Here is a 22569-nt window from a genome sequence, read left to right as displayed (position 1 = left end):
AACACAATTTAAGGACCAATTATGAGGTATTCTATAAGAATTATCTTTTAAATACATAGATAATCAATATATTAATAACATATATGATAGCTTTTTCGCCAAGTTATAAAGAAGTTCAAACATCGGCTTTGTCGAAGGGCTCAAATAATCCTCAATTTGCGTAGAAAAAATCGGTAATGGTAAGATAGAAATTGAAGTAACTAGTGGTTCTAATTATAAAATTTCTTACGCAGTCATTATCGATTTTAACCAGCAAGAATGAACAGGTACTTATTTAGTTGGTATAAAGCATACTTTCTTGAAATCGTTCCACTCACCCACACCTGGTGCCACTTCCATACAGCCTGCTTTTGTATCTATTACCGCAGTTAACGTCGTAATAAAATCCGAACCGTACGCCGCATGCTGAGCAATTGGCTTAGTATTCAGTACATATTTAGCAGCATCAATATTACCTTCAGGGGTATTATCAATAAATTGTTGAGCAAAATCTGCACGCCACTCTGTATAGGCAGTCGCAATAGTGCGTTCTTTATTTCTCTTTGGCATACCTATAGATTCTGCAAAAGCCTGCATAACGCCCGGACGCTCAGAGTGATTAGCATGACCGATTCCAGCATCACGCTTAATTACGTAATTAGTTCCACTTAGCATTTCTACACCGACTGTATTGCCTTGGCGATCAGCAAAATTAAAGTGTGATGCCACCACCGTACGGTGTTTATCTAGAATTTTTATGGCTTCATCAACAGATTTGGCATGTCGCACAATGTAATTTTGCAGCGCACCTAACTCAATAGCCATTGATGAATCAAGACCAACCCCTTTAGAATCAGTGCCTTGAAAGTTGATCACCACACCTAGGTCTTTACCCATTGTTTGACCTGAGCCATAAAAGCCTGATGCCATAACTTGAATAAAATCATCGGCTTGCAGCACCCAATAATTTCCCCCAGATAAAGATGGGGTATCGTTCACCTGCCCAACCACACCGGTACCGTCAAAACTAACAGTAGTACAACCTCTTAGTGAAGTGTCCGCAGCAGAAGCTAGTGCCGCATCCAACTGACTAAGGGTGAACATCTCTTCAACCGTGATACCGCCAACTTTTGCCAATGCTTCAACAATATCAAAGTACTCTGGATTTAATTTTCGAGAGTTCTCTAATACCTTTGTTGATCGTTTTTCAAACGAAGTTAACTCAATACCTGCTAGCTGATAAACATATTCAGCCTCCTTAATACCACGGCGAACTTGTTCACCAATTTGTGCTTCAAATATCTTTGCGTAATCAGCTGGCTGTACACCCTGAATATTAACTACTGGCATGTCTGTTTGCTGAACAAAATTCTCAGGCGCATAGTATGGTTGCTGTACATTCAAACCTTCCACTGGTTCTAATGAAATTGCACTCGCATTGCCAGATAACGTTGACAGTGCTGCCATCGCAGCAATAATCGTACGCTTAAAAGTAATCATAATTTAGTCCTCATCGATTGATAAATAGCTTTAGCTATCCCGCTTTGTATTGAGGACATAATAGCGATATACTTTTCCATTATTCGGACACAATACACCCGTTGATTCCAGAATATCGGAAAGCACAGAAAATTATGGCAGAGATAAAAACAGAAGGCTTTGAGTTCTTCGGCGTGGAAGAACGAGAATTTCGTATGATGGTAATTGAGCGTATTGAAACCATGATGGTTCATTCAAAGCAGTCTAAAAATACACTTGCGCAAAAAGCGAATCTGGGCCGCTCATCATTCTATGAGAAAATGGATCGTGAAGGACGAAGTCATTTTACCCTACTCGATATGTTTCGTATTGCCAAAGCTCTTGATATCAGCATTCTGCAACTATTTCCAATGACAGAACTTGAGCGACAACATGGCGGGCAATTACCTCTCTCGGCAAGTACGTTAAATTTTCTCGATCAAATGCTCGCGGCACCAAAAGAAGACATCGAGTTTCTGAGCAATTTCTATAAAGAGTTGCAAAAACGTGAACGGAGCGGTAATTAGCTAACCGCCTTTGTAAAGTAATCCCCAAGCCTATTTGTGCCATGCCTTGGAGCAATAGCATCCTTCCCCATTACCGTTAAAAAAAACTCCGCAGGCCCCCCCCATTTTTCAGGAAGTCTTTTTACAACACTAAGTATCAAACCTCGCAGCCAATCAGGTAAACAGGTGATTTGCTCTGGTTTGTTTTGCGCAAGAAAGGCGAGCTTAGCAATGTCTTTTCCTGATAGAACCTCCGGCCCACCGACATCAAGTTCCCTTTCATCCCTATCTATCGCCTCAAGGCAGAAATTGGCAAGATCTTCCCCATGAATCGGGTTCATTTTGACGTCGCCAGCACCAAACAAATAGACTCGTCCAGCCTTTGCCATCTGATAAACCTCTTCTAAATCTGAGAAAAACCCATTTGGTCTTATCACACAAGGTGTGAGATTTTCTGAACCCAACAAGCGCAGAGCGAAACGCTCTTTCGCTTTTAACAACCTAACAGAAGGGTACTTCTCAGCATTAAACGCAGAGACATAAATAAATTTACTAACACCTGCTCGTTCTGCCTCTTGCAGTAAATTAAGGTTGGCTTGGTAATCAACGTCCATGTAACCCAATCCGTCACGCTGTCTGGTGATACCCAAACATGAGATAACAACATCAACCTCATCGCAGATGGCGTGTAACTCCTCAGGCTCTGTCACCTGCGCTTCGATAACCTGATCGTCACGAGCGCCAAGAGAAAGCAACTTAGGTTTGTTTCTTGCTATAGCCTTAAATTCAACATTCTCAGTTATCAACTGCTTAACAATGTGCGAGCCAAGATAGCCCGTTGAACCAGCAATTAAGATACGAGGGCGTGTTTTCATTTGATGTACCTCTCTCATGATCTATTCGTACTCTGGTCGATATGGTTCTTCACGTAAGACATGACTAATCAATAGCTTTAGATAGAATAACGGCAAAAACCAATCCAATCCTTGTGGAGCTTCAAAAGAATAAATGGCAAGAACAATGCTCAATGCATAGAACGTTATGGCAACTGGGCGCTGTAAATAGAGTGGCGTTTGAAGGATAGTTACACAAGCAACCACCATGTAGCCGCCAACTAATGCAATCCACATCATGTCGAAATCAAAAAACGCCCAGCTAAACAGCGATAACTGAACAAAGTGCGTGCCAATAAAGCCCATGTGTTGCTTAAATCCTTGCCCTTCACGGTGGAACCACCTTTTGGCACTGGACGTCGAGTTAGTGATAATGCCACCAACGATATCCACCGTTAGCAATCCCGCAATAAGGTATTGCGCCCATCCCCAGCCAAGCTGCCAATAGTACGCATAAGCAACCATGATAAAGCCAGCAATAAACGGTATATAGAGCTGTAAGTTTTTCTCAGCTTTGGTTGCCCCCGGACCAATTAGCTTATCAATCCCATAAAAGAATCCCTTTCTTACAGGTGGTATATTCCAATCAATTTTCATAGCTAAAACTTCTTTTTAGACCAGTTGGTCTTTTAAGGTAGCGCGCTTTTATTTAGAGGTAAAGACTTTTTTAGTCCACATGGTCTATATAGGGAGGGGTGTGATATAATTCAGTCCACGCCATTGGGTACAGCAGAGAAAGTGACATGCCAAAGATCGTTGATCATGATAAAAAACGTGAAGAGATTGCCCTGAAGGCAACAGAGGTTTTTCTTGAATATGGCTATAAGAATGTCGGTATGAGGCAGCTCTGTGAGCAACTCGGAATGAGCAAAAGTGCGGTTTATTATTACTACAAAAGTAAAGATGAACTATTTCGTGCAGCGACTGAGGCTATTGTTAACTTCGATGCAGGCGCTCTTGCACACCAGCCGTTAGCTGCTGATGCTTCATTCGAGCAACGAGTCGAGAACTTTGTTTTAATTCTTCAACAAGTGGCACCACGATATTTTCAAGAAATGCAGCTAGTCTTAGACTATATCCAAGTCATTGGTTCAGAGAATGTCGCCGATGATCCTTGTATGGTTCTCGCCAATCAAAAATATACGGTGATGCTAGCTAGCTATGTCTCTGCCAACCATAGCCGTGAACTATATACACTAATGCTTGGGTTACTAAGCCATCAGCTTATGATGGGAAAAGAACTAGACAAGGAATATGTATCAGCACAGGTTAAGAGATATTTGGGTGAACCACATCAGTAATACCGGCTAAGAGAAAGGGCTCACTATGCCTAGTAAGCCCTGTTTATGCTATTTTAGATTGGTATTGTTACTGCAGCAGAACTATTGCAACCGAAGTACTTGGCGCACGTTGTTGTCACGTTTAATCCAGCCATCAGATTCCATGCGATTCAAGACTGGAATCATGTACTTTCTAGATAAACCCGCACACTCTCTTGCTTCTGCAATATCGAAGCGATCATCAATTTTACGACCTTGAATGATGCCCGTTACTAAGCTGTCATACAGGGTTTTCTCGTAATAAATTTTACCTTCTAGTGGCACAGCAAAACCTAATCGAACCAGGTTGCGCAGTTCTTTTTGAGCCCCTGGTAATTTCTCTTTTTCTGCTTCAAAGCCTTGCTTTTGGGCTTCAACCATCTTATTTAAGATCTGTTTAGCAATAGAAGAAAGTTCTGCTTCATTACGCCCGTTGCCTAGTGAGTACAGATCGTCATTTTGTCTTAACTTACCATCAGCAACTAATTGCTTTAACAAATCACTAAGAACAGGCACTGACATCTGCACTTTACCACTGAGTTCATTAACCGATAAATCGATTTTCTCGTGCTCAAGAGTCGCAACAATATGCTCGAAGCTGCTCTGATAGCACTCAGGGGTGAATAGCCATTCGCCACATATTTGATATTGCTCTTTATCTGCTAGACCGCCCTTTTTCGCATACCCGTAAAGTGCCATATTGAGTGTGACATAATCACGCCATTCTGGGTTTTCAGGTAAGTTCATCAGCAAGTCATAGAGCTTATTACGTAGTGGTTTAGGGACTGCTCCTGTCCATAAAATTCCACCACTATTTACAATATTGCTGCCACCATGCTGGATCAGCAATAAACGTTGATTCCAAAAGCAGCAAGCGGGGTCTTTTAGGCGTAACCGCGCAAGGTTTGTTCCCTTAAACATAAAGATGGTGGCTAACGTATTAAACGTACCAAATGCGACTTCTACTTCGCTGTTGTTTCGACATTTCCCGCGTTCAGGTAGTGCGTCTAACCGAACAATGAGTTCATCGGCAACAAAGGCACCTTCTTTCGATTCCAATAAACAGAAACCGCGTTGTACATCCTTTTTCTTGATCCCTTTCAAACCAATCGCGACACGTGAAACAGGGAATGCCGTTTGGATATTCTGATGGTATGACTGCAAACTCTTCACTTGTACTTCAGTGCCAGACGGTTGCATAACCAGTTTTTGACCCACATGAAATTCACCACCACACAAGCTACCCGTTACCGTTGTACCGACACCATTCACGGTAAATACACGGTCAATGTAGAGGCGCCCTTCTTGTTGCTGGCTTACTTTCTGCTTGCTATCTTGAAGCGCCGTGGCTGATGAATCTAAAATAGGGCGAGAAAGTGTGTCTAATTTTTGGCAAATATGTTGCTTAAGCGCTTCGATACCCAAAGATTGATGAGCCGACACACTGAGTGAATCGGGAATAAAACCACCAATTTCTAAAAATTGCTCTAACGCTTCTTCTTCCACCAGTGCGAGCATATCTTTATCAACTAAATCAGACTTGGTTATCACAAGGGTGACATTGTCTATCCCCATTGCAGTAATGACTTTAAGGTGATCAGTCGACATTGGCATCCAACCTTCATCGGCAGCTACAACAAACAGCACCATGTCTAGGCTCCACACCCCTGCTACCATGTTGCGGATAAAACGTTCATGACCCGGAACATCAATAACCCCAACTGCTTCACCATTGTTATGCTTAAAAAAAGCAAAGCCGAGATCGATAGTCATACCGCGTTTCTTTTCTTGCGGTAAATGGGCCGTTTCAATACCAGTAAGGGCTTTGATCAGTGCTGATTTACCATGATCGACATGGCCAGCAGTACCTACGACATAACTCATATTGCAGCCTCCACTTTCTTCGCATCTGCTACGTTAGAACAAGATCCTGTGAGATCCATCTCTAGCTGAAGATCAAACAGTGCCGCCAATTGCTGACGAAGGTATGTGATTTCATCATCACTGATTGTGGCAAGATTTAGTTGTACCCTATCGTGCTTAATAACCCCGATGACAGGCAGTGGCCAATTACGCATAACCTCTAACACTTTATCAGCAGATAAGCTGATGGCATTCACTTCTACCGACGACGATGGGCTTTGTTGATCAGGTAACGATCCCCCGCCAACCGTCATTTCAGATCGCACTATACGTAATCGTTCACCAAAACCTTCTGCCAACTGTTGGGCTCTATTTTCGAGTGTAACTTCAGCTTGAGTGATAGAGCGTTCAGCAATACCTTGACCCATTTTAAGCTGATTTAATTTACGTACAGCCAGTTCTTCTAACAAGGAATAGACGATACGGCTTGGTCTGAAGGCACGCATCATCGGGTTTTTCTCTAGACGTTGAATTAATGACTGCTTGCCCGTCACCATGCCAGCTTGTGGACCACCAATGATTTTATCACCTGAAAAACAAACCAAGTCAGCACCCGCTTTTATGTAGCTCATTACGCTGGGTTCATCGGGTAAATTTTCTGTTGTTGTACCCGAGCCCTGATCAACGGCCAATACCACGTGATCAGGTAGCAGATCGGCAAGATCTTTAATATCTGGCGATTGTGTAAAGCCGCGGATCTTAAAATTGGAAGTATGAACAATGAGCACCATTGCAGTATTGTCTGTCACTGCATCAAGGTAATCATCAACAGTAGTGATATTGGTTGTACCCACTTCCACCAGCTTGGCACCCGATAGCGCTAAAATATCGGGAATACGAAAACCACCGCCAATTTGAATTTGCTCACCACGCGACACAATAACTTCTTTGCCTTTCGCGATTTCGTGCAACATTAAATAGATGGAAGATGCATTGTTATTAACGACTAACGTATCTTCACCTTTGACTAAATAGCGCATTAATTGCTGCAAGAGCCCTTTGCGCTTGCCGCGCTTACCCGTGGTTAAATCTATTTCTAAATTACTATAATGCGTATTCACTTCGGTTACCGCTTGCCATACATCAGCATCTAACGGCGATCGCCCTAAATTTGTGTGAACAATCACGCCCGTGCCATTAATAACACGCTGTAAACGTTGTTGATTGACTTGCCAGCATGCACATTCAATTCGGCTATATAGTGTTTCAAGAGAAAAAGGGACGTGCTCAGGATTACGTAAATGATCTTTTTTATAGCCATTCACTTGCTCTCTGACAAGGTCAGCCACAACAGGTTGACTCAAGCGCTCGATATATGGCGATAGAAAGGGTTGCTCTAACATTTTACCAATTTGAGGTATCGCAGATAAAGCGTTTACAGTCATAATTAAAACCTGTTTTCATCAATCACATTAAATAACTATTCATAGTTATTTAATAAGACTCACTGAATAAACATTAACCTAACCATTAAATATTTATGGACGATTTAGTATGAGCTTATTTATAATTGGTGCGAAGACAGAAGCGAAGAAAACAGTATTTTTAATAGACAATGAAATACTGAATCGAAGACTGTGAACGGTGTCATTTAAGACCACACCATGCCACCTCTCCTCTTTAAGAAGAATAAAATATGCATAATTTTTCACTCTATGCGTATTTTAATAACTGATTGGTTTTTTATTTTAATAGTACATTTAAATACTATTAAAATTTGGCGGAAGGAGCAGGAATCGAACCTGCCAAAGCCTATTCAGCTCACGTCGGTTTTGAAGACCGGGAGGGCCACCAGACCCCATCCACTTCCGTATTTCGATGGGGTAAATATACATAGTAAGATGATGATTTAGAAGTGATAAAACACAAAACCGTGACGTCATAGCCAAAGATAGTAAATGCCTGATTTTATTTCTAATTTAGCTTACTGAGTAACATTTTTAATGTGCAACTTAATGTACTCACCATTGCATATAAACATCGATTTAAACTGTCAAAAACAAGCCATTAACACATAGCAATCATTATAGTTACCGCATTAAAAAAACAGCGTATAAATCCGTCGATTTTATATAAAACAAGACATGGCAACACAACATATCTCATCGTATATTTTATAATTACAGGCAAGTTATTTATATATTAGGAATATAATCTTGCGATTAGATAAGTTTGAAATCATTACGAACAATCCTTTAGTTTGTAAAACGATTAGTCGTATCAATCATACACAGGAAAACACCTTGTATGATGTATTAACTGTTGCTAGAGATCGTATTCATCTTGGTGCAAAAATAATTTCTCATCCTCTCGCGGGCAGTGTTAAACCGCATGAGACACCTTATAGAAGTATTATATTAAGCCATTCCAATGACGAGCTTGATTTCCAGTCACTGAATACGCTAGAACAAGCGATTGAGCGCTATCAAGTGCTATGTAAAAACAACCCCGATCATTTAACACAGACATCAGCAAACATTGTTGAACGTTACGAGGAAAAGAAACGCAATGATTTCCAGCTTATTGATTGCCAGCTGATCAAATCAAGCTTGAGTTCATTTGGCTTACATCTGGACTAATACCAATCAAAATAAGAATCTGATCATCCTTGCTGCTTTACAAGTAGTGCGTATTTCTTTCTTAATCTACACCTACAAAAAGACCTGCATCTGCAGGCCTTTTTTTATCTACTGTATGATTTACATTTGCTTAGAATACAGTTTGCTCTGAAATCTCAGTTTGAAGTGCCGCTAATGATTTCTCAACAATTTGACGGCGATTATACAACTCTTCTTCAGGTTGCATCGCTGGGTTACCCAATGGATATGGGATCGCAATTGCTGGAACAATACGGTTAGCACCTACTGTTTTAGAGATAGGAACTACTGTTGCTATGTGAACTACAGGCATTACTTTTTCGATTTCTTTAACCATCGTTGCGCCGCAACGTGTGCAAGTGCCTCAAGTGGAGGTAAATATAGCGGCAGTCACCCCTGCTTGTTGTAGTTTCATCGCAATTTCTGCACCATATTCTTTTGACTTAGCAACCGCAGTACCGTTACCGACTGTGCTGTAGAACATGTTGTGCAGGCTACCAATGACACCTTCGCGTTCCATATCCCGTAATACGTCAACAGGTAAAACACGGTTCGGGTTGTCGTTACATGCAACAGGGTCGTAACCACCATGGGCTGTTTCATGTGTTGCACACGTTATTGTGTCTAACCCTTCAATGCTGTACTCACCGTACTTTGATGCACTTGATGATTCGATATGGTCAGGGTTACCTTTTGGTACCACGCCACCCGATGTAACCAAGGCAATTTTAGCTTGGCTTAATAGCCCAATCGCTGGTTGAGGGTCTACACGGTCAAATACCGGCATTGGGTATTCAGTCGTAAATTCAGGACCCGCAAGTTTAGCAATCAACAAATCAACCGCACGCGTTGCACCACGCTTTTCAGCAAAGTAGTTCACACGAATACCGCGAGGCATGTAGCCTTCTTCCGCAGGGTCGCCTAGCTCACCGTCGGTTTCAATAAAGCGATTGATCAACTTCACCATTGCAGGAATAGCTTGGCGCATACTTGCCGCGCTGTTGCCAGTTTCTGCCATGTAAGCGTATTGACCAAATAGCTCGTAGCCTGGGTTTTCGACGTACATGCCTGAAATAGTTTTAATACCCATTTCATGAGCAACTTTCGCTACCGTACCACAAGCCATACCATAACGACCGGCGTTAAAGGCAGGGCCAGCAACAACAAGATCTGGCTTTAGTTGAGCCAAGATTTCTTGCAAGCTATGGCAGCAAAGGCTTTCATTTTCGTTTAGGTATGAATCACCACAGATAATGGTATGCGTTACTTCTGCCTTGTCTTTCAACATAGTATTGATTTGAGAACCAACACCCACAGAACCTTCAACCACTTCCATTGGAATGTGGGCCATTTCTTCGCCACCCTTTTGGGCAAAAAACTGGTTCAAATAATAAACAACTCTAAGTGTCATCTGACTATCCTCTTTAACAGGCTTTGGTTGTTAGGAAATGGAAACCTAACTCGCTTGTCGCGCCGATAATGGCTTGAAGTTCAACCGTAATCGAACCATCTTCATGTAAGCTTCCGTTAAAGCCACCCGCAACGATATCTGCATAGCGATCATGACCGATAACACGGTTCATCGCTGGCAACGTAATTAGCTGGTTAGCATTACCGTTTGTTACAACAGCATCTGCACTCTTATGTGAATCAGCAAGTGATTGGCTTTCACCGTTTTGTCCTGCGTATTCATCGGTTAACAGTACAGTTTGGATACCTGCTGCTTCGAGTTTTGAACAGTTCATCATTAGATCAGCATCTGGGTTACCAAAGCCTTCTTCACTGACGATTGCTGCATCCCAACCCATTTGTTTAGCAAGCTTAACCACAAAGTTAGAGGAGCGTTCTTTGTCACGTAATGTGACATTTTCGTTAGTCACAATCACACCCATGAAGTTGTAATCAACACCATGGTGGCGATATAAATCATAAATCACAGGGCTGTTCTGGTGTACATAGCTGGTGTTTTTATCACAAGCCGATACACAGTTACCGCTAATGATTGCCCCATCCATAACTTCAGTTGGGTACATCAATGTTGGTAAAATACCTTTCACATCTACGCCGTAGTAGTAGGTATCATGTAGTAAGCCTTGGCTTTGTAGCATGTACACATAACCGACTTTAGGCAGTGTAGGATGTTGTGCCGCTTGCTCTAGCAATGGCTTGGTTTCGTATGTTTCGATTTCGTCAGGTGTAATATGCTCACCTAACTTACCAATCCAACGTCCTGCTTCTAATCCAACAAGGCGCACAACGGCTTCATGATCATACTGATTACAGCTTTCTTCCACTTCACATTGAATAACTAGGTTCAATGTTCTTGAGAATGGGGTGAACTCTGCCCCCGGACCGCTCATGTCGATGATGCCTTCTTGGAAACCAACGATCTCACCCGTTGTTACCACTGCCATACCCTTTAAGACATGGGTACGACCTTCACCAACCATGGTTTCTTCACCCAGATGACGACCTGGGAAAATATCACCACCGCCAGACACTTTTACGCGAGGTTCAATGGCATCTTTCACTGGCATAATACGAGTACTATCACCAGGTTTTGCAATGCTTAGCTCTATAGAACGAATACGGTGGTCTAATTCACACAAGTAACCTTTCAGTGCGTGCTCATCAATTACTACCGTGTTTTCTTTAATTTCACTGGTTGACCCAAAAGCCAAATCGCGAATATTAATATTGCCTAATTCGAGTTTCATTTGTTTCTCCAAACAAGCGTCCATTGAGGGAAGTCTGTCGCCTTCACAAATTGTGTATCAAGAATGGTGCATCAAGAAACTTTGATGCCACGTCCTGATTCGGCGTAGCCAACCACCCAACATGATTCTCCAGTATTGCTAAATTCAAGTAATAAGGATTCGAGACAATCTTTGGGTACTGTTGCTAGCAAACCGCCAGAGGTTTCTGGGCAGCATAATTTTTGTTGCCAGCTTTCATCTAATTCAGGTGCAAACTCAATATCATCTTTATAGGCTTCAAGGTTACGATTCGCGCCACCAGGGAAAATACCTTGTGCTGCGTAATCTTCTGCCCCCAACAAAAATGGCACTTGGTCAGCAATGAAATGCATGCATACATCGCTTTTTTCTGCCATTTCTAGGGCGTGGCCTAGCAATGAATAACCAGTTACATCAGTACATGCTTTAATTGGGTACTTAACAAAAATCTGAGCCGCGTTGCGATTGAGTTTTTTCATACTGTCGGTTGACGTTTGAATCGACTCTTGGCTCGCTTTGCCTCGCTTGGCTGCGGTAGAAATTACGCCAGTACCTAAAGGTTTCGTTAGTACTAATACATCCCCGCTTTCAACAGCGGCTTTGGTTTGCACTTTTGATGGATGAATCATACCCATAACCGATAAACCAAATTTTGGTTCATCGTCTTCCACTGTGTGGCCACCAACCAGTACTGCTCCAGCTTCACGGACTTTATCCGCACCGCCTTTCAGTATCTGGCCAACAACCTCTTGTGGAAGATCAACTGGGACGCAAAAAATATTCATCGCTAATGTTACTTGTCCGCCCATGGCGTACACATCGCTTAGTGCATTTGCAGCTGCAATCGCACCAAAGTCGTAAGGGTCATCAACAATTGGGGTAAAGAAATCCAATGTTTGAATAACCGCAACATCATCGTTGATTTTATAAACGGCAGCATCGTCACTTACCGCCAGCCCAACCATTAAGTTAGGGTAATCTTGTTCGGGAAACAGGGGTGAAATGGTCTGCAGAACCTGCGCCATGGCCTTAGGGCCTATTTTGGCCGCTCACCCTGCTTTTTTGGTCATCTGCGTTAGACGCATTGCTTTATCTGTCATCTCTAATTTCCTTAGAAGTGGACGGTAAGAGCGCATACAGTTCATTAAATCTATTTTTTGCGCTCAGCGTATGTTTTGATTCTTATCGCGTTTATATCTAATGCTTTATCTAGTGTGTTTATCGCTAAATAAAACCTTATAAATATTTCGCTTCTACCAATTTGGCTTTAGCGGCTTCTTTATCTTCTTTGGCGACCAGAATAATGGGGCCTGTACATCCCATACCCGTGCGGGCAAAAATGTTCATTTTCCATAACACCTGACAAGCATCTTCAATCTCTAAAATATCAATGCCGCCAATATCGGTATCTGTCACTTTTTCAGGTGGGGCAACAACATCAGCCTTAACATCTGATTTAGCGTCAATAGCAACAGGTTGTTTGTATTTATTAACTAAATTGTTAATGCCAGCTAATGATGCAGCTTCCCATTCTTCATTCACTCGCTTCATTACCTCTCCCTTTGCTGCATCTGCGCATAAGCGGATTGCGCCAGCAACAACAGGAGCACCAGAAGCGCGTGAAATAATGCTAACTAATTGCCCATCAGCACAGCCATCCTTGCTTAACCCTGGTCCATAACCAAAGCCAGATGCTTCAAAGCTGCCGCCAGTGGTAAAAGATGAGAACATCTTCATCAGTAAGTTGCCAGTTAAGCTGTCTGTTACCATGACATCCGGTGTGCCGCGTAATAAATCATTACCACGCATTGCAATACCACCATCAGCCCTAGACGAGTCAGCAAAATGAATATCATAACCAGCCTGTTGCAGCTCTTTTAAGCCACGTTCACACTGGGCTGCACCATCGATATTCAAGACACCAACACTTGGTTTTTCAATACCACTCGCTTTCGCTAGTGCAATACCGTAGATAGTATTTTTCAACAACGCAGCTTGGCGATTCGTATCTGATGTACCAGTGGTTGAGGCAATAAACATTTCACGACCAGTTCCTGGCGTAACAACTTTCCCCATCGTGCTCACCCCTAACGGGAAGGCATAATGCAGTGTCACACAACCATCGATTTGTTTATCAGCAAATAGCTGCTCCATCACTTGGTGACATTCAGTTAGATTGCTTGCAGGATGATGTTCAAATCCTGCAGCTTGATCACCACCAATTAAAACAAGTTCGATATCACTATATTGGCGTGACACAAGTTGCGCGCCATGAAGCAATTCAGCTTCACCTAACTCGCTACCAATAAGCGTTAAACCAATACGGGTTTTACGATCACATTGCCCAGACAATAAGCCATCGGCCATCGCATTGAAGGTATCAGAAAGTTGTTGATTGATGTGTTGATTGCCTTGTTGATTGGCATTTTGCATAACAACCTCCAATCACTTATTAGCGTTAAGTAAGTTTTCTGCAACGTCACGCATTGCTTGCGCCACAATTTGCTTCACTTGTGCTTCATCGAATTGCGCAGCTTGTTTGCCAGTGTTTTTCTGAACTACAAAGCTCAAGCCATCGAACAAGTTAGTCATTCGACCTAAGAACAAGCTACCTTTGCCAACCATCATGAAATTATTGATTTCACCATTCATGATCATGTCACGACCGAAGCCTAAGAAAGGCACGCCCGATGGAATATGACCTTGTGTAGGTGCGAAACCTGTCATGCCATGGTCTTTTACAAAATCGAGTAACTGCGTACGCTCTAGCTGTCCTTCTTTCACGGCTAAGGCGGCAATCATTTTGTAGTTGGACTCAGGAACATTACCTGCGCCTGCGGGTTTGGTAATTTCTGGGTTTTGCATTTCAACAGAATATTTATCGATATCTGTCATTGCCATGCCCGCATCTTTTAGCGGCTTAGCAATCAATGCTGTCATCACAGCTTGTGGTGATGAGCCTGTACCAATCTGATGGCGACCGACAATGTCGGTATTGATCATTGGGCTAACACCGTCATTTTCACTGACGACACATGCAAAACCAGCAAGGCAATCTTCTAGCACTGGCATGTTATTTTTCACATGGTCACGCCCGTTCATGCCCAATTTGGCAACAGCACCACCTGCAACAACCATAACGTTTTTGAAAATGCCCGCTTTCACGAGTGCAGCGGCCAATGTCATTGCATGAGCAGGTGCTGCGCAGAAACCACGCACATCTGAACCCGTTGCCGTCACACAACCCACGCTTTCACCAATCGCTTTAGCAAAGTTACCGCCACCGCGTTGATTAATATCGCCACATGCTTCTTCTGAACATTCGATAATGTAGTCAATCTCAGCCACATCAATGCCTTGGCGTTTCAGGTTCATTGCAGACATGACACCTGATGCTTTAGTACATAGATTTTCAAGCATGATATGGGCAGAAAGGTTTTCATCTTCATCGTGTGCAGCTTTCACACAACCGATAATTTCACCATTAAGCATTAATACTTCTGCTTGATGAGATTCATGTAAAGCAAGTACTTCATCACACGTAATCAGCTGATGACCCGCTAATAAATCAGTGTCGCCGTACAAAGCATGATGACAAATTTGGCTGTGGTACTTTTCAACAAATTCAGCGGTAAAGCACACCAAATTAAACACATCAACGTGGTTTAACATGGCGTAGAAATGTTCTTGCGAGTTAATCTCGCCGTATTTACCTTCTGCCGATGTAGATTCTTTAATATTGAACCAAGGCTGAGGTAAATCAGATAATTGTTGGGGAGTAATATTGCCGATATAACATTGGTTTGCGGGGTAACTCACTACGTCAGAAAATGGACGAAGATGTGTACCTAGATTGGTTAAATAATTATCTTGAGGATCATTTTTAGCACGAGCAGCAACTTGTGCCGACCCATTGTGAATCAAGATATCAGGCGTATGAGCCAATACATAGCTCACCCCTTTAATAACTGCGTATCCCATTGTCACTCCTGCATCCGAGCCGGATATGAGATTCGAGCCTGTCATCAGACTCGAATCGGTATTGATGAGAAGATATCAAGCTGACTTATCAGCTTGATGTGGCACTTATGCCTCTACGGGTTCTTCGCGGTATTGTTGCATTTCCGCTTTAATCGCATCGACATCTAGAACCATTTCCATCATCCCAATCTGTTCTTCATAAACAGCTGGGTCGACAGCTTCTTTTATTACGTCTTCAACCACGTGGTAACAAGAAAGTCCTAACTGGACTCCCGCCAATGGTCCTGCAAAAGTCGGATCACCTGTGGTGACAGTTTCACACGCGAGTCCAGAAGCTTCTGCTTCTGCACCACCAAGAATAACAATTACATTCTCGGCGCCGAACTCGTCGGCGAGTGCTTTAATCCGTTTTTGATTTTCAAGATCCATTGCGCCTGCGCTAGTTCAGACGAAACATTCTGTTGTAGAGAAAGCAACGTGAGCACCGGTGGTCTTTATACAAGCTTCAATTGCTTGACCAGGTATGCCGTCACGGTCTCCAAGAATGATCGCTGTTTTGGTAGCAAACACTTCTTTATTCACAATTACACCTCAGCTTCCGCTAAAACATACTTCCCAAATTGCTCACGATACCCTTTTATTTCTGCAATGATTGCATCAACATCAAGTACCATTTCCATCATGCCTATCTGCTCGTCATAGACGTCAGCATCAACATTATTTTTTATTTCCGGCTCAACCACATGATAACAAGAGAGTCCTAACTGGACTCCGGCTAACGGACCGGCAAAAGTAGGATCACCGTTGGTTACGGTTTCACAAGCAAGGCCTGAAGCTTCCGCTTCTGCGCCGCCAAGTACGATGAGAATATTTTCTGCACCAAACTCTTCAGCAAAACCTTTGATCCTCTTCTGGTTTTCCAGATCCATAGCACCTGCGCTGGTTCAGACGAAACACTCGGTAGTAGAGAACAAAATATGGGCACCAGCAGACTTAATACAAGCTTCGATTGCCTGTCCTGGTATTCCATCTCTGTCTCCTAAGATAATAACTTTCTTATCTTTGAGCATCGTTAACTCCGAAGGATTACAGATTACTAAACTTACGTTGCAGTCAATTACTTGATACAACCCCATTATTATAACTTGCTGATTTTATAAATGTTTACTGATTATGCTTGTTCACAAACAAAGCTTTCAATTGCATTCACAATATCTTCAACTTCTAATTCTTCACCAGAAAGGTGCGTTTGTTTCTCACCGTTTTTGTAAAACACGAACGAAGGTAAACCCATCACTTTCTGTGCCATAGCCAAACGACGATTACCTTGAATGTTCAATTTACAGAACTTCATTTGCTCGCTGTATTTCGCTTCCATTTCAACCACATCGGGCATTAGCTCTTTACAACGTACGCAGCTTTCGCTCCAGAAGTCGACCATCACAATGCCATCAACATTGACTTCAGAATCGAAATTCTCTTTGGTAAGTTCGATCATTGCTTTTCCTTAATACAAAGTTTCTAACTCATTTAGATCCTTAACATTTACACGCTTGGCTTCCTGCCCAGCGTCGAATCGAATAACAACCGGTATTTCAGAGACATTAAACTGCTTGGCAATCTTCTGATTCTTGAAGATATCGATTGTGACAACATTCTTACCAGCTTGACCCTTATTGTGCGTTTCTAGCTGATTAATAACATCGATACTGTCTTGGTTTTGTGGCGCCCAGAATGCAACCAATGCGGTGCCATCAAAATCGACAACTGATTTACGCCAGTTATCTTCTTCCTCGATATAACGGTCTGCAGCTACAGCGGCTACCGCACCATCACCTGCGGCAGTAACGACCTGTCGCAAGAATTTATCTGTCACATCACCGACAGCATAAATACCGGGAATATTAGTCTCTTGTTTGTCATTAGTTACAATGTAACCATGAGAATTCAAGTCAATCAGCCCTTTGATGAAATCTGTTTTAGGCACTGTGCCTACAAACATGAATACACCATCAGATTCGATATGGCTGATCTCACCAGTTTTAATGTTCTTCACATTGACGCCATTCACCAGCTCGTCGCCAGTAATTTCGTCTAAGACTGAATTCCATACAAAATTGATTTTATCGTTAGCAAAAGCTTGTTCTTGGGCAGTACGATCTGCCGCTAAAATACCGTGATCACGACGTACAATCATGGTGATTTTATTGACAAACTTAGTGAGGAAGAGGGATTCTTCAACGGCGGTATTACCCGAGCCAACAACCACAATATCCAGCTCTTCGAAGAAGTCAGCATCACAGGTTGCGCAATACGATACGCCTTTACCACGGAATTCATTTTCACCCGGAACACCAAGAATCAGTGGCGAAGCACCAGTGCCAATAATGATACTTTTGGCCTGAAATACTTCACCCTTAGTGGTTGTTAAGGTTTTTATGTAGCCGTCATCGGCAACGCTAATGTTATTCACAATACCTTTGGTGAATTCAACGCCAAATTTGTCACAATGAGCACGGAACGCATCCATTAACTCAGGGCCAGTAGCAGACAGAACACCCGGATAGTTTTCCATCTCATCGGTTGTTGCTGCTTGACCACCCGCTTTACGTTTTTCTTCAATAATAAGCGTTTTCATTTTGCCACGAGCGGCATAAACACCGGCTGACATTCCGCCAGCACCACCGCCAATAATAATTACATCATAGAGCTCAGACATACCTTCACCGGTTTAAATTTAAAGCCTAATTTAATAGAAGCACCAAGTTTCACTTAATAACTTCACCGAATTCGATCATCAAAAAAATAAGCATTGGCAGTAGCATTCGACATGACATTAAGCTAACCATTAAATACAATCCGAAATTAAAACTGGTGAATAATATTTCACACAATATTCAAAACGAAGAATAACATTCAACTTATATAAGAAACCGCTACAAACATCTAACGATACCCTTCTAGCTTTAATATTAATTTCGTATCGATTTTATTGACTACACACCAACCTCTTACCAAGAATTGTGATTATAAATAGTAATCTCTGTTTTTTTGTGACCAAAATCCGACTACAGAATAAAACCCTATAAAAAGACAAAAAATATGACATCCAGCGCATAATGATAGACATGCCACCACGCCATATGTTTCATAACCCCTTAATTTATAGTTATTTGTGTATAAGTTTTGTTAAAAACCCTATGCATAAATGCAATAGAATATGATTCTAAATTTAGAAATGACTTACATTGTTTTTTTTAGATTTAAAAAGTGTGGCATCTAAACTTAAAAACACACCATTTCGGATTAGATTTACTAATATCAAAAATTAAAAAATATACCCTAATGGAAAAAGAAAGAATTAGGACTATAAGAAACACAAAATAAAACATTAAAATATCATCATAATTCGCAACATTTACCCGATTTGATATATACATTTGTACTGTTAGTATCACCATGAGAACCATATCCACAGCTACATTAATAAATACTAACATTTGCAAACATCTGTTTGGATGTAAACACACAGCTTAAGGCTTAATTAAACAAGCTATAAAAAAACAATATATTTTATTGATAAATAAGTCATTTTTACAGCTATGACTTTTTATTAAATAAAACGATAATGCTCACAACTTAAATTTATTCCTTAATGCTAATCTCCACCGCGAAAACCACTAAACTTTCGGAGTGAAGCAATGGAAACGCTGCAATATACCAATGGTTGGCTTAACCTCAATGAAGAACGTATTAATGAAATCAATCACTTTTGTGAAGACTATAAGCATTTCCTCAATAAAGGGAAAACTGAGCGTCAATGCGTAGCACTCTGTGTTAAACAAGCCGAAGAAAAGGGATTTCGTCCCATCTCTGAATTTAAACAATTAAACCCTGGCGATAAAGTCTACTTCGTAAACCGTAAAAAGAACGTCGCATTAGTGGTTGTGGGTAAACAACCGATTAGTGACGGTATTCGTTATGTGGTTTCTCATATTGATTCTCCTCGTTTAGATTTGAAACCTAACCCGGTATATGAAAAGAGTGAACTCGCATTAATGCGTACCCATTATTATGGCGGGATCAAGAAATACCAATGGGCATCTCGCCCTCTTGCATTGCATGGCATTGTTGCAACCAAGTCGGGAAGAAATGTCGACATCGTCATCGGTGAAGATCCACAAGATCCTGTCTTTACTATTCCAGACTTATTGCCCCACCTCGATAAAAAAGTACAGCGTGAGCGTACGGCGGCAGAAGTCCTAAAAGGCGAAGAGCTTCAGATTATTGTTGGTTCGATACCAATGGAAGTAAATGACGACAAGATTAAAGACAAAGTGAAGCATCATATTTTAACTAAATTATTTGAAAAATATGAAATTTCAGAACCAGATTTTATCTCCGCTGAATTAATGCTTGTACCCGCAGGCGAAGCCCGCGATGTAGGTATAGATGGTGGCTTACTCGGTGCGTATGGCCAAGATGATCGCATTTGTGCTTTCACCTCGTTAGAAGCGATTTTCGATATTGCTATGCCAGAACAAACTGCTGTTTGCTTCTTGGTAGATAAAGAGGAAATTGGCTCGTCAGGTTCAACAGGGCTTGAATCTCGCTATCTTGAATACTTTACTGGCGAGCTGCTTATCCGCCAACTTGGCAATCAATATAATGATCAAATGATGCGTCGTTGTTTATGGCAATCTTATGCCCTTTCTTCTGATGTAAATGCTGGCTTAAATCCATTATTTGAATCAGTTCACGATGTTCAAAATGCCTCAAAAATGGGTTATGGCTTGGTCTTAACCAAATACACTGGTCATGGTGGCAAAGCGGGTTCAAACGATGCTGATGCCGAGTATGTCGCTGCATTACGCCGCATGTTTGATGATAAAGAAATCAAGTGGCAATCAGGCTTGTTAGGCAAAGTAGATGAAGGTGGTGGCGGTACCGTGGCTAAATACCTAGCGCATTATGGCATTAATACCATAGATGCAGGGGCGGCACTGCTTTCAATGCATTCACCGTTTGAACTTGCCTCAAAGTTTGACATTCACGAGCTGTACAAAGCGTATAAAGTTTTCTTTATTGATGCACTTTAGCCTGCTGAGTATCGGAGATAAGCAATGAAAAAACGTCATCCACTGACCTTTTATATTCTCTGTTCATGCCAGTTTTGGTGGGCATTATCTTTCTACAGCTTATGGGCAATTTTACCGGTTTTTTTAGGTGATGAACTCGGTATTGATCAAAAAACCTCATTCGCAACATTTGGGGCATATGCTGCCCTTGGTGCTGCACTGTTATTTGTCGGCGGCTGGTTAGCCGACAAAGTACTTGGTGCAAAACGTACCTTAGTATGGGGTTTTTTCTTTCAAGGCTTAGGTTATTTCATCATTGCGTACTCGGCCCTAACGGCACAACCAACTTATGTGTTTATAGGTTTGGGTACCATTATTGTTGGTCGTGGTATTGGTAGTGTTGCTCCTCCCACTATTATCGCTGCGTCTTACGAGAAGGATGACCCAAGGCTCGATGGCGCATATACCTTGTTTTACATGGTGAATAATATTGGTGCTTTCATTGCCCAATTAGGTGCTCCGATCGTTGCTTATAACATAGGGTGGACAGCTGCGTTTATTCTTTCAGCCGTAGGTATGACAGTGAACGTTATCACCTACTGGATTATGCATAAGAAGATTAACCCAGCATCAGAGGCCGACAAACTTAAGATACCATTTAAAACCAACAGTTTGTTTCTATCTGGCGCATTAGTGACCGTCGCAATGGCAAGTTACTTACTGACCAACCTACCATTGGCACAGTTTGTATTGGCCGCAGCAGCAGTCACGATCTTATTCTTAATCATGCGTGAAATGAAGAAAGAACAACCTGAAAGCCGTATGCGGATGATTGTAGGCTTAGCCTTGATGGGGCAAGCACTGGCATTCTTTGTGTTGTATAACCAAATGCCAACATCGTTAAACTTCTTTGCGATTAATAATATTGAACCTGAAATATTTGGTATCGCGATTAATCCGGTGTCTTACCAATCATTCAACCCGATGTGGGTTATTTTTCTTAGCCCTATTTTGGCGCATATTTACACCACGTTAGGTGCAAAAGGAAAAGATTTATCCATGCCCGGTAAGTTTGCATTGGGAATGCTAATTTGTTCAGCAGCCTTTGCTTGTGCAGGTTTCTCACAATACTTTGGTGATGAAAACGGCATGCTTAATCCATTCTGGATTGCGGCTCCTCACTTCTTATTTGCGATTGGTGAGTTGTTAATTTCTGCACTGGGTCTGTCTGCCATCGCGAAACTATTCCCGAGTCGTATTAGAGGTTTCATTTACGGTGCTTGGAATATGACATTGGCAATTGCATCGGTCGCGGGGGCTTGGGTGGCTGGCTTGTCGTCAAACACAGGTGTGGAAATGACCCCAGTAGAAAGTTTGGTGTCATACGGCAACTACTTCTATGCCTTAGCCATTGCCGCAGCTGTTGTGGGCGTAATTTGTGTGATTATGGCACCTCGCCTAAATCGCTTACTTGAAACACCACCAACAGATACACCTGAAACATTGAAAACGGCATAGCTTATTAAGCCAAGATGCCTACTAATCAATTGAACAGCTAAGAATTGATAAGGTAAGTAAAGTCGCTCAAAAAAGTAAACAAAAATATAATTAGAAACAAGAAGCTAAAAAGATAGCCTCACTGCATTGTAAAAAATGCAGTGAGGCTTTTCTTTTAAAAGCTAACGACTTTATCAGCTTTCAATGTCCATAAAGACAAATCATCCAGCGTGCCAATTTCTGCCCCTTCGAGCAAAGGTAAATCAGTCATACCACGCGCATCGGTACATGTTTTACACAGTTTTACTTGTGCACCTTGCGCCAATAAAATATCTAGCATTTGCTGAATATTGTAACCTTCACTTGGCTTCTGCTTCACTAACGCGCAGCTTACAGAATCTGACATAAGAAAAATCTGCAATTGCGTTGCTTCATGTTCTTGTTCGTTTAAATTAATTGCTAGCCGTAATGCATTGAAAGAACGCTCTGAACCATACGGTGCTTCATTCAGAATAAAGAGAATATTTTGCATTGTTGTTACTC

At 41.8% G+C, this 22569-nt stretch carries 20 protein-coding genes and 1 tRNA gene; 5 read left to right on the top strand and 16 right to left on the bottom strand.

Annotated features, from left to right (window positions below):
- Nucleotides 1-270 precede the first annotated feature (270 nt).
- A complete protein-coding gene (locus C9J47_RS15375) occupies nt 271-1479 on the bottom strand; it encodes a C45 family autoproteolytic acyltransferase/hydrolase (RefSeq protein WP_107254294.1) in 1209 nt (402 codons plus the stop codon).
- Nucleotides 1480-1613: 134 nt separating this feature from the next.
- On the opposite strand from C9J47_RS15375, the gene C9J47_RS15370 reads away from it, so the two are divergent.
- Nucleotides 1614-2024: a transcriptional regulator gene (locus C9J47_RS15370; protein WP_107254293.1), complete on the top strand. Its 411-nt coding sequence runs from the start codon at nt 1614-1616 to the stop codon at nt 2022-2024.
- Here the strand turns inward: C9J47_RS15370 and C9J47_RS15365 are convergent.
- Together C9J47_RS15365 and C9J47_RS15360 are read right to left on the bottom strand one after the other, a co-directional pair.
- Nucleotides 2021-2878 carry an SDR family oxidoreductase gene (locus C9J47_RS15365; protein WP_107254422.1) on the bottom strand — a complete coding sequence of 286 codons (858 nt, stop codon included), beginning with the start codon at nt 2876-2878 and terminating at the stop codon, nt 2021-2023. The genes C9J47_RS15370 and C9J47_RS15365 overlap by 4 nt on opposite strands.
- A 21-nt stretch (nt 2879-2899) precedes the next feature.
- Nucleotides 2900-3493, bottom strand: a complete 594-nt coding sequence (locus C9J47_RS15360) for a hypothetical protein (RefSeq protein WP_107254292.1) — start codon at nt 3491-3493, stop codon at nt 2900-2902.
- A 146-nt stretch (nt 3494-3639) separates the two neighbouring features.
- On the opposite strand from C9J47_RS15360, the gene C9J47_RS15355 reads away from it, so the two are divergent.
- Complete coding sequence (locus tag C9J47_RS15355) at nt 3640-4197, top strand: TetR/AcrR family transcriptional regulator (RefSeq protein ID WP_107254291.1); 558 nt, start codon at nt 3640-3642, stop codon at nt 4195-4197.
- Between the two features lie 81 nt (nt 4198-4278).
- On the opposite strand, the gene selB is transcribed toward C9J47_RS15355, so the two are convergent.
- From selB to C9J47_RS15340, 3 genes are all read right to left on the bottom strand, one after another.
- Nucleotides 4279-6099, bottom strand: a complete 1821-nt coding sequence (gene selB / locus C9J47_RS15350) for a selenocysteine-specific translation elongation factor (protein WP_107254290.1) — start codon at nt 6097-6099, stop codon at nt 4279-4281.
- Complete coding sequence (gene selA / locus C9J47_RS15345; protein WP_107254289.1) at nt 6096-7523, bottom strand: L-seryl-tRNA(Sec) selenium transferase; 1428 nt, start codon at nt 7521-7523, stop codon at nt 6096-6098. The genes selB and selA overlap by 4 nt, the downstream gene beginning before the upstream one ends.
- A gap of 333 nt (nt 7524-7856) precedes the next feature.
- Nucleotides 7857-7948 (bottom strand) — tRNA-Sec (locus tag C9J47_RS15340).
- Between the two features lie 346 nt (nt 7949-8294).
- Here C9J47_RS15340 and C9J47_RS15335 point away from each other — a divergent pair.
- A complete protein-coding gene (locus C9J47_RS15335; protein ID WP_107254288.1) occupies nt 8295-8717 on the top strand; it encodes a GrdX family protein in 423 nt (140 codons plus the stop codon).
- Nucleotides 8718-8847: 130 nt separating this feature from the next.
- Here the strand turns inward: C9J47_RS15335 and grdB are convergent, their stop codons facing one another.
- The 9 genes from grdB to trxB all read right to left on the bottom strand — a co-directional run bounded on the left by grdB (nt 8848) and on the right by trxB (nt 18170).
- On the bottom strand, nt 8848-10146 hold the full coding sequence (gene grdB / locus C9J47_RS15330; protein ID WP_107254287.1) for a glycine reductase complex selenoprotein B: 1299 nt from the start codon (nt 10144-10146) through the stop codon (nt 8848-8850).
- Nucleotides 10147-10159: 13 nt separating this feature from the next.
- Nucleotides 10160-11452, bottom strand: coding sequence for a glycine/sarcosine/betaine reductase component B subunit (locus C9J47_RS15325; RefSeq protein WP_036802590.1), 1293 nt, complete (start codon nt 11450-11452; stop codon nt 10160-10162).
- 71 nt (nt 11453-11523) lie between these two features.
- A complete protein-coding gene (selD, locus tag C9J47_RS15320; protein ID WP_081450072.1) occupies nt 11524-12570 on the bottom strand; it encodes a selenide, water dikinase SelD in 1047 nt (348 codons plus the stop codon).
- Nucleotides 12571-12706: 136 nt separating this feature from the next.
- Entirely contained in the window at nt 12707-13903 is a 1197-nt protein-coding gene (gene grdD, locus C9J47_RS15315) for a glycine/sarcosine/betaine reductase complex component C subunit alpha (RefSeq protein ID WP_107254286.1), read from the bottom strand.
- 12 nt (nt 13904-13915) lie between these two features.
- Complete coding sequence (gene grdC / locus C9J47_RS15310) at nt 13916-15451, bottom strand: glycine/sarcosine/betaine reductase complex component C subunit beta (RefSeq protein ID WP_107254285.1); 1536 nt, start codon at nt 15449-15451, stop codon at nt 13916-13918.
- 105 nt (nt 15452-15556) lie between these two features.
- Nucleotides 15557-16021, bottom strand: coding sequence for a glycine/sarcosine/betaine reductase complex selenoprotein A (gene grdA / locus C9J47_RS15305; protein WP_107254421.1), 465 nt, complete (start codon nt 16019-16021; stop codon nt 15557-15559).
- A 14-nt stretch (nt 16022-16035) separates the two neighbouring features.
- Nucleotides 16036-16521: a glycine/sarcosine/betaine reductase complex selenoprotein A gene (gene grdA, locus C9J47_RS15300; RefSeq protein WP_107254284.1), complete on the bottom strand. Its 486-nt coding sequence runs from the start codon at nt 16519-16521 to the stop codon at nt 16036-16038.
- A gap of 101 nt (nt 16522-16622) precedes the next feature.
- Nucleotides 16623-16949 carry a thioredoxin TrxA gene (gene trxA / locus C9J47_RS15295; RefSeq protein ID WP_107243330.1) on the bottom strand — a complete coding sequence of 109 codons (327 nt, stop codon included), beginning with the start codon at nt 16947-16949 and terminating at the stop codon, nt 16623-16625.
- A 9-nt stretch (nt 16950-16958) separates the two neighbouring features.
- A complete protein-coding gene (trxB, locus tag C9J47_RS15290; protein WP_107254283.1) occupies nt 16959-18170 on the bottom strand; it encodes a thioredoxin-disulfide reductase in 1212 nt (403 codons plus the stop codon).
- A gap of 982 nt (nt 18171-19152) precedes the next feature.
- On the opposite strand from trxB, the gene C9J47_RS15285 reads away from it, so the two are divergent.
- Nucleotides 19153-20550, top strand: a complete 1398-nt coding sequence (locus tag C9J47_RS15285) for an aminopeptidase (RefSeq protein ID WP_006229100.1) — start codon at nt 19153-19155, stop codon at nt 20548-20550.
- Nucleotides 20551-20574: 24 nt separating this feature from the next.
- Nucleotides 20575-22047: an oligopeptide:H+ symporter gene (locus C9J47_RS15280; RefSeq protein WP_006229099.1), complete on the top strand. Its 1473-nt coding sequence runs from the start codon at nt 20575-20577 to the stop codon at nt 22045-22047.
- A 154-nt stretch (nt 22048-22201) separates the two neighbouring features.
- On the opposite strand, the gene C9J47_RS15275 is transcribed toward C9J47_RS15280, so the two are convergent.
- Nucleotides 22202-22558 carry a DsrE/DsrF/TusD sulfur relay family protein gene (locus C9J47_RS15275; RefSeq protein ID WP_107254282.1) on the bottom strand — a complete coding sequence of 119 codons (357 nt, stop codon included), beginning with the start codon at nt 22556-22558 and terminating at the stop codon, nt 22202-22204.
- Nucleotides 22559-22569: the final 11 nt, after the last annotated feature.

Origin of the sequence: Photobacterium indicum (assembly GCF_003026215.1) — a bacterium.
Classification (GTDB): domain Bacteria; phylum Pseudomonadota; class Gammaproteobacteria; order Enterobacterales; family Vibrionaceae; genus Photobacterium; species Photobacterium indicum.
The sequence above is the reverse complement of the archived record's forward strand: the minus strand, read 5'-3'. Positions and strand labels throughout refer to the sequence as shown.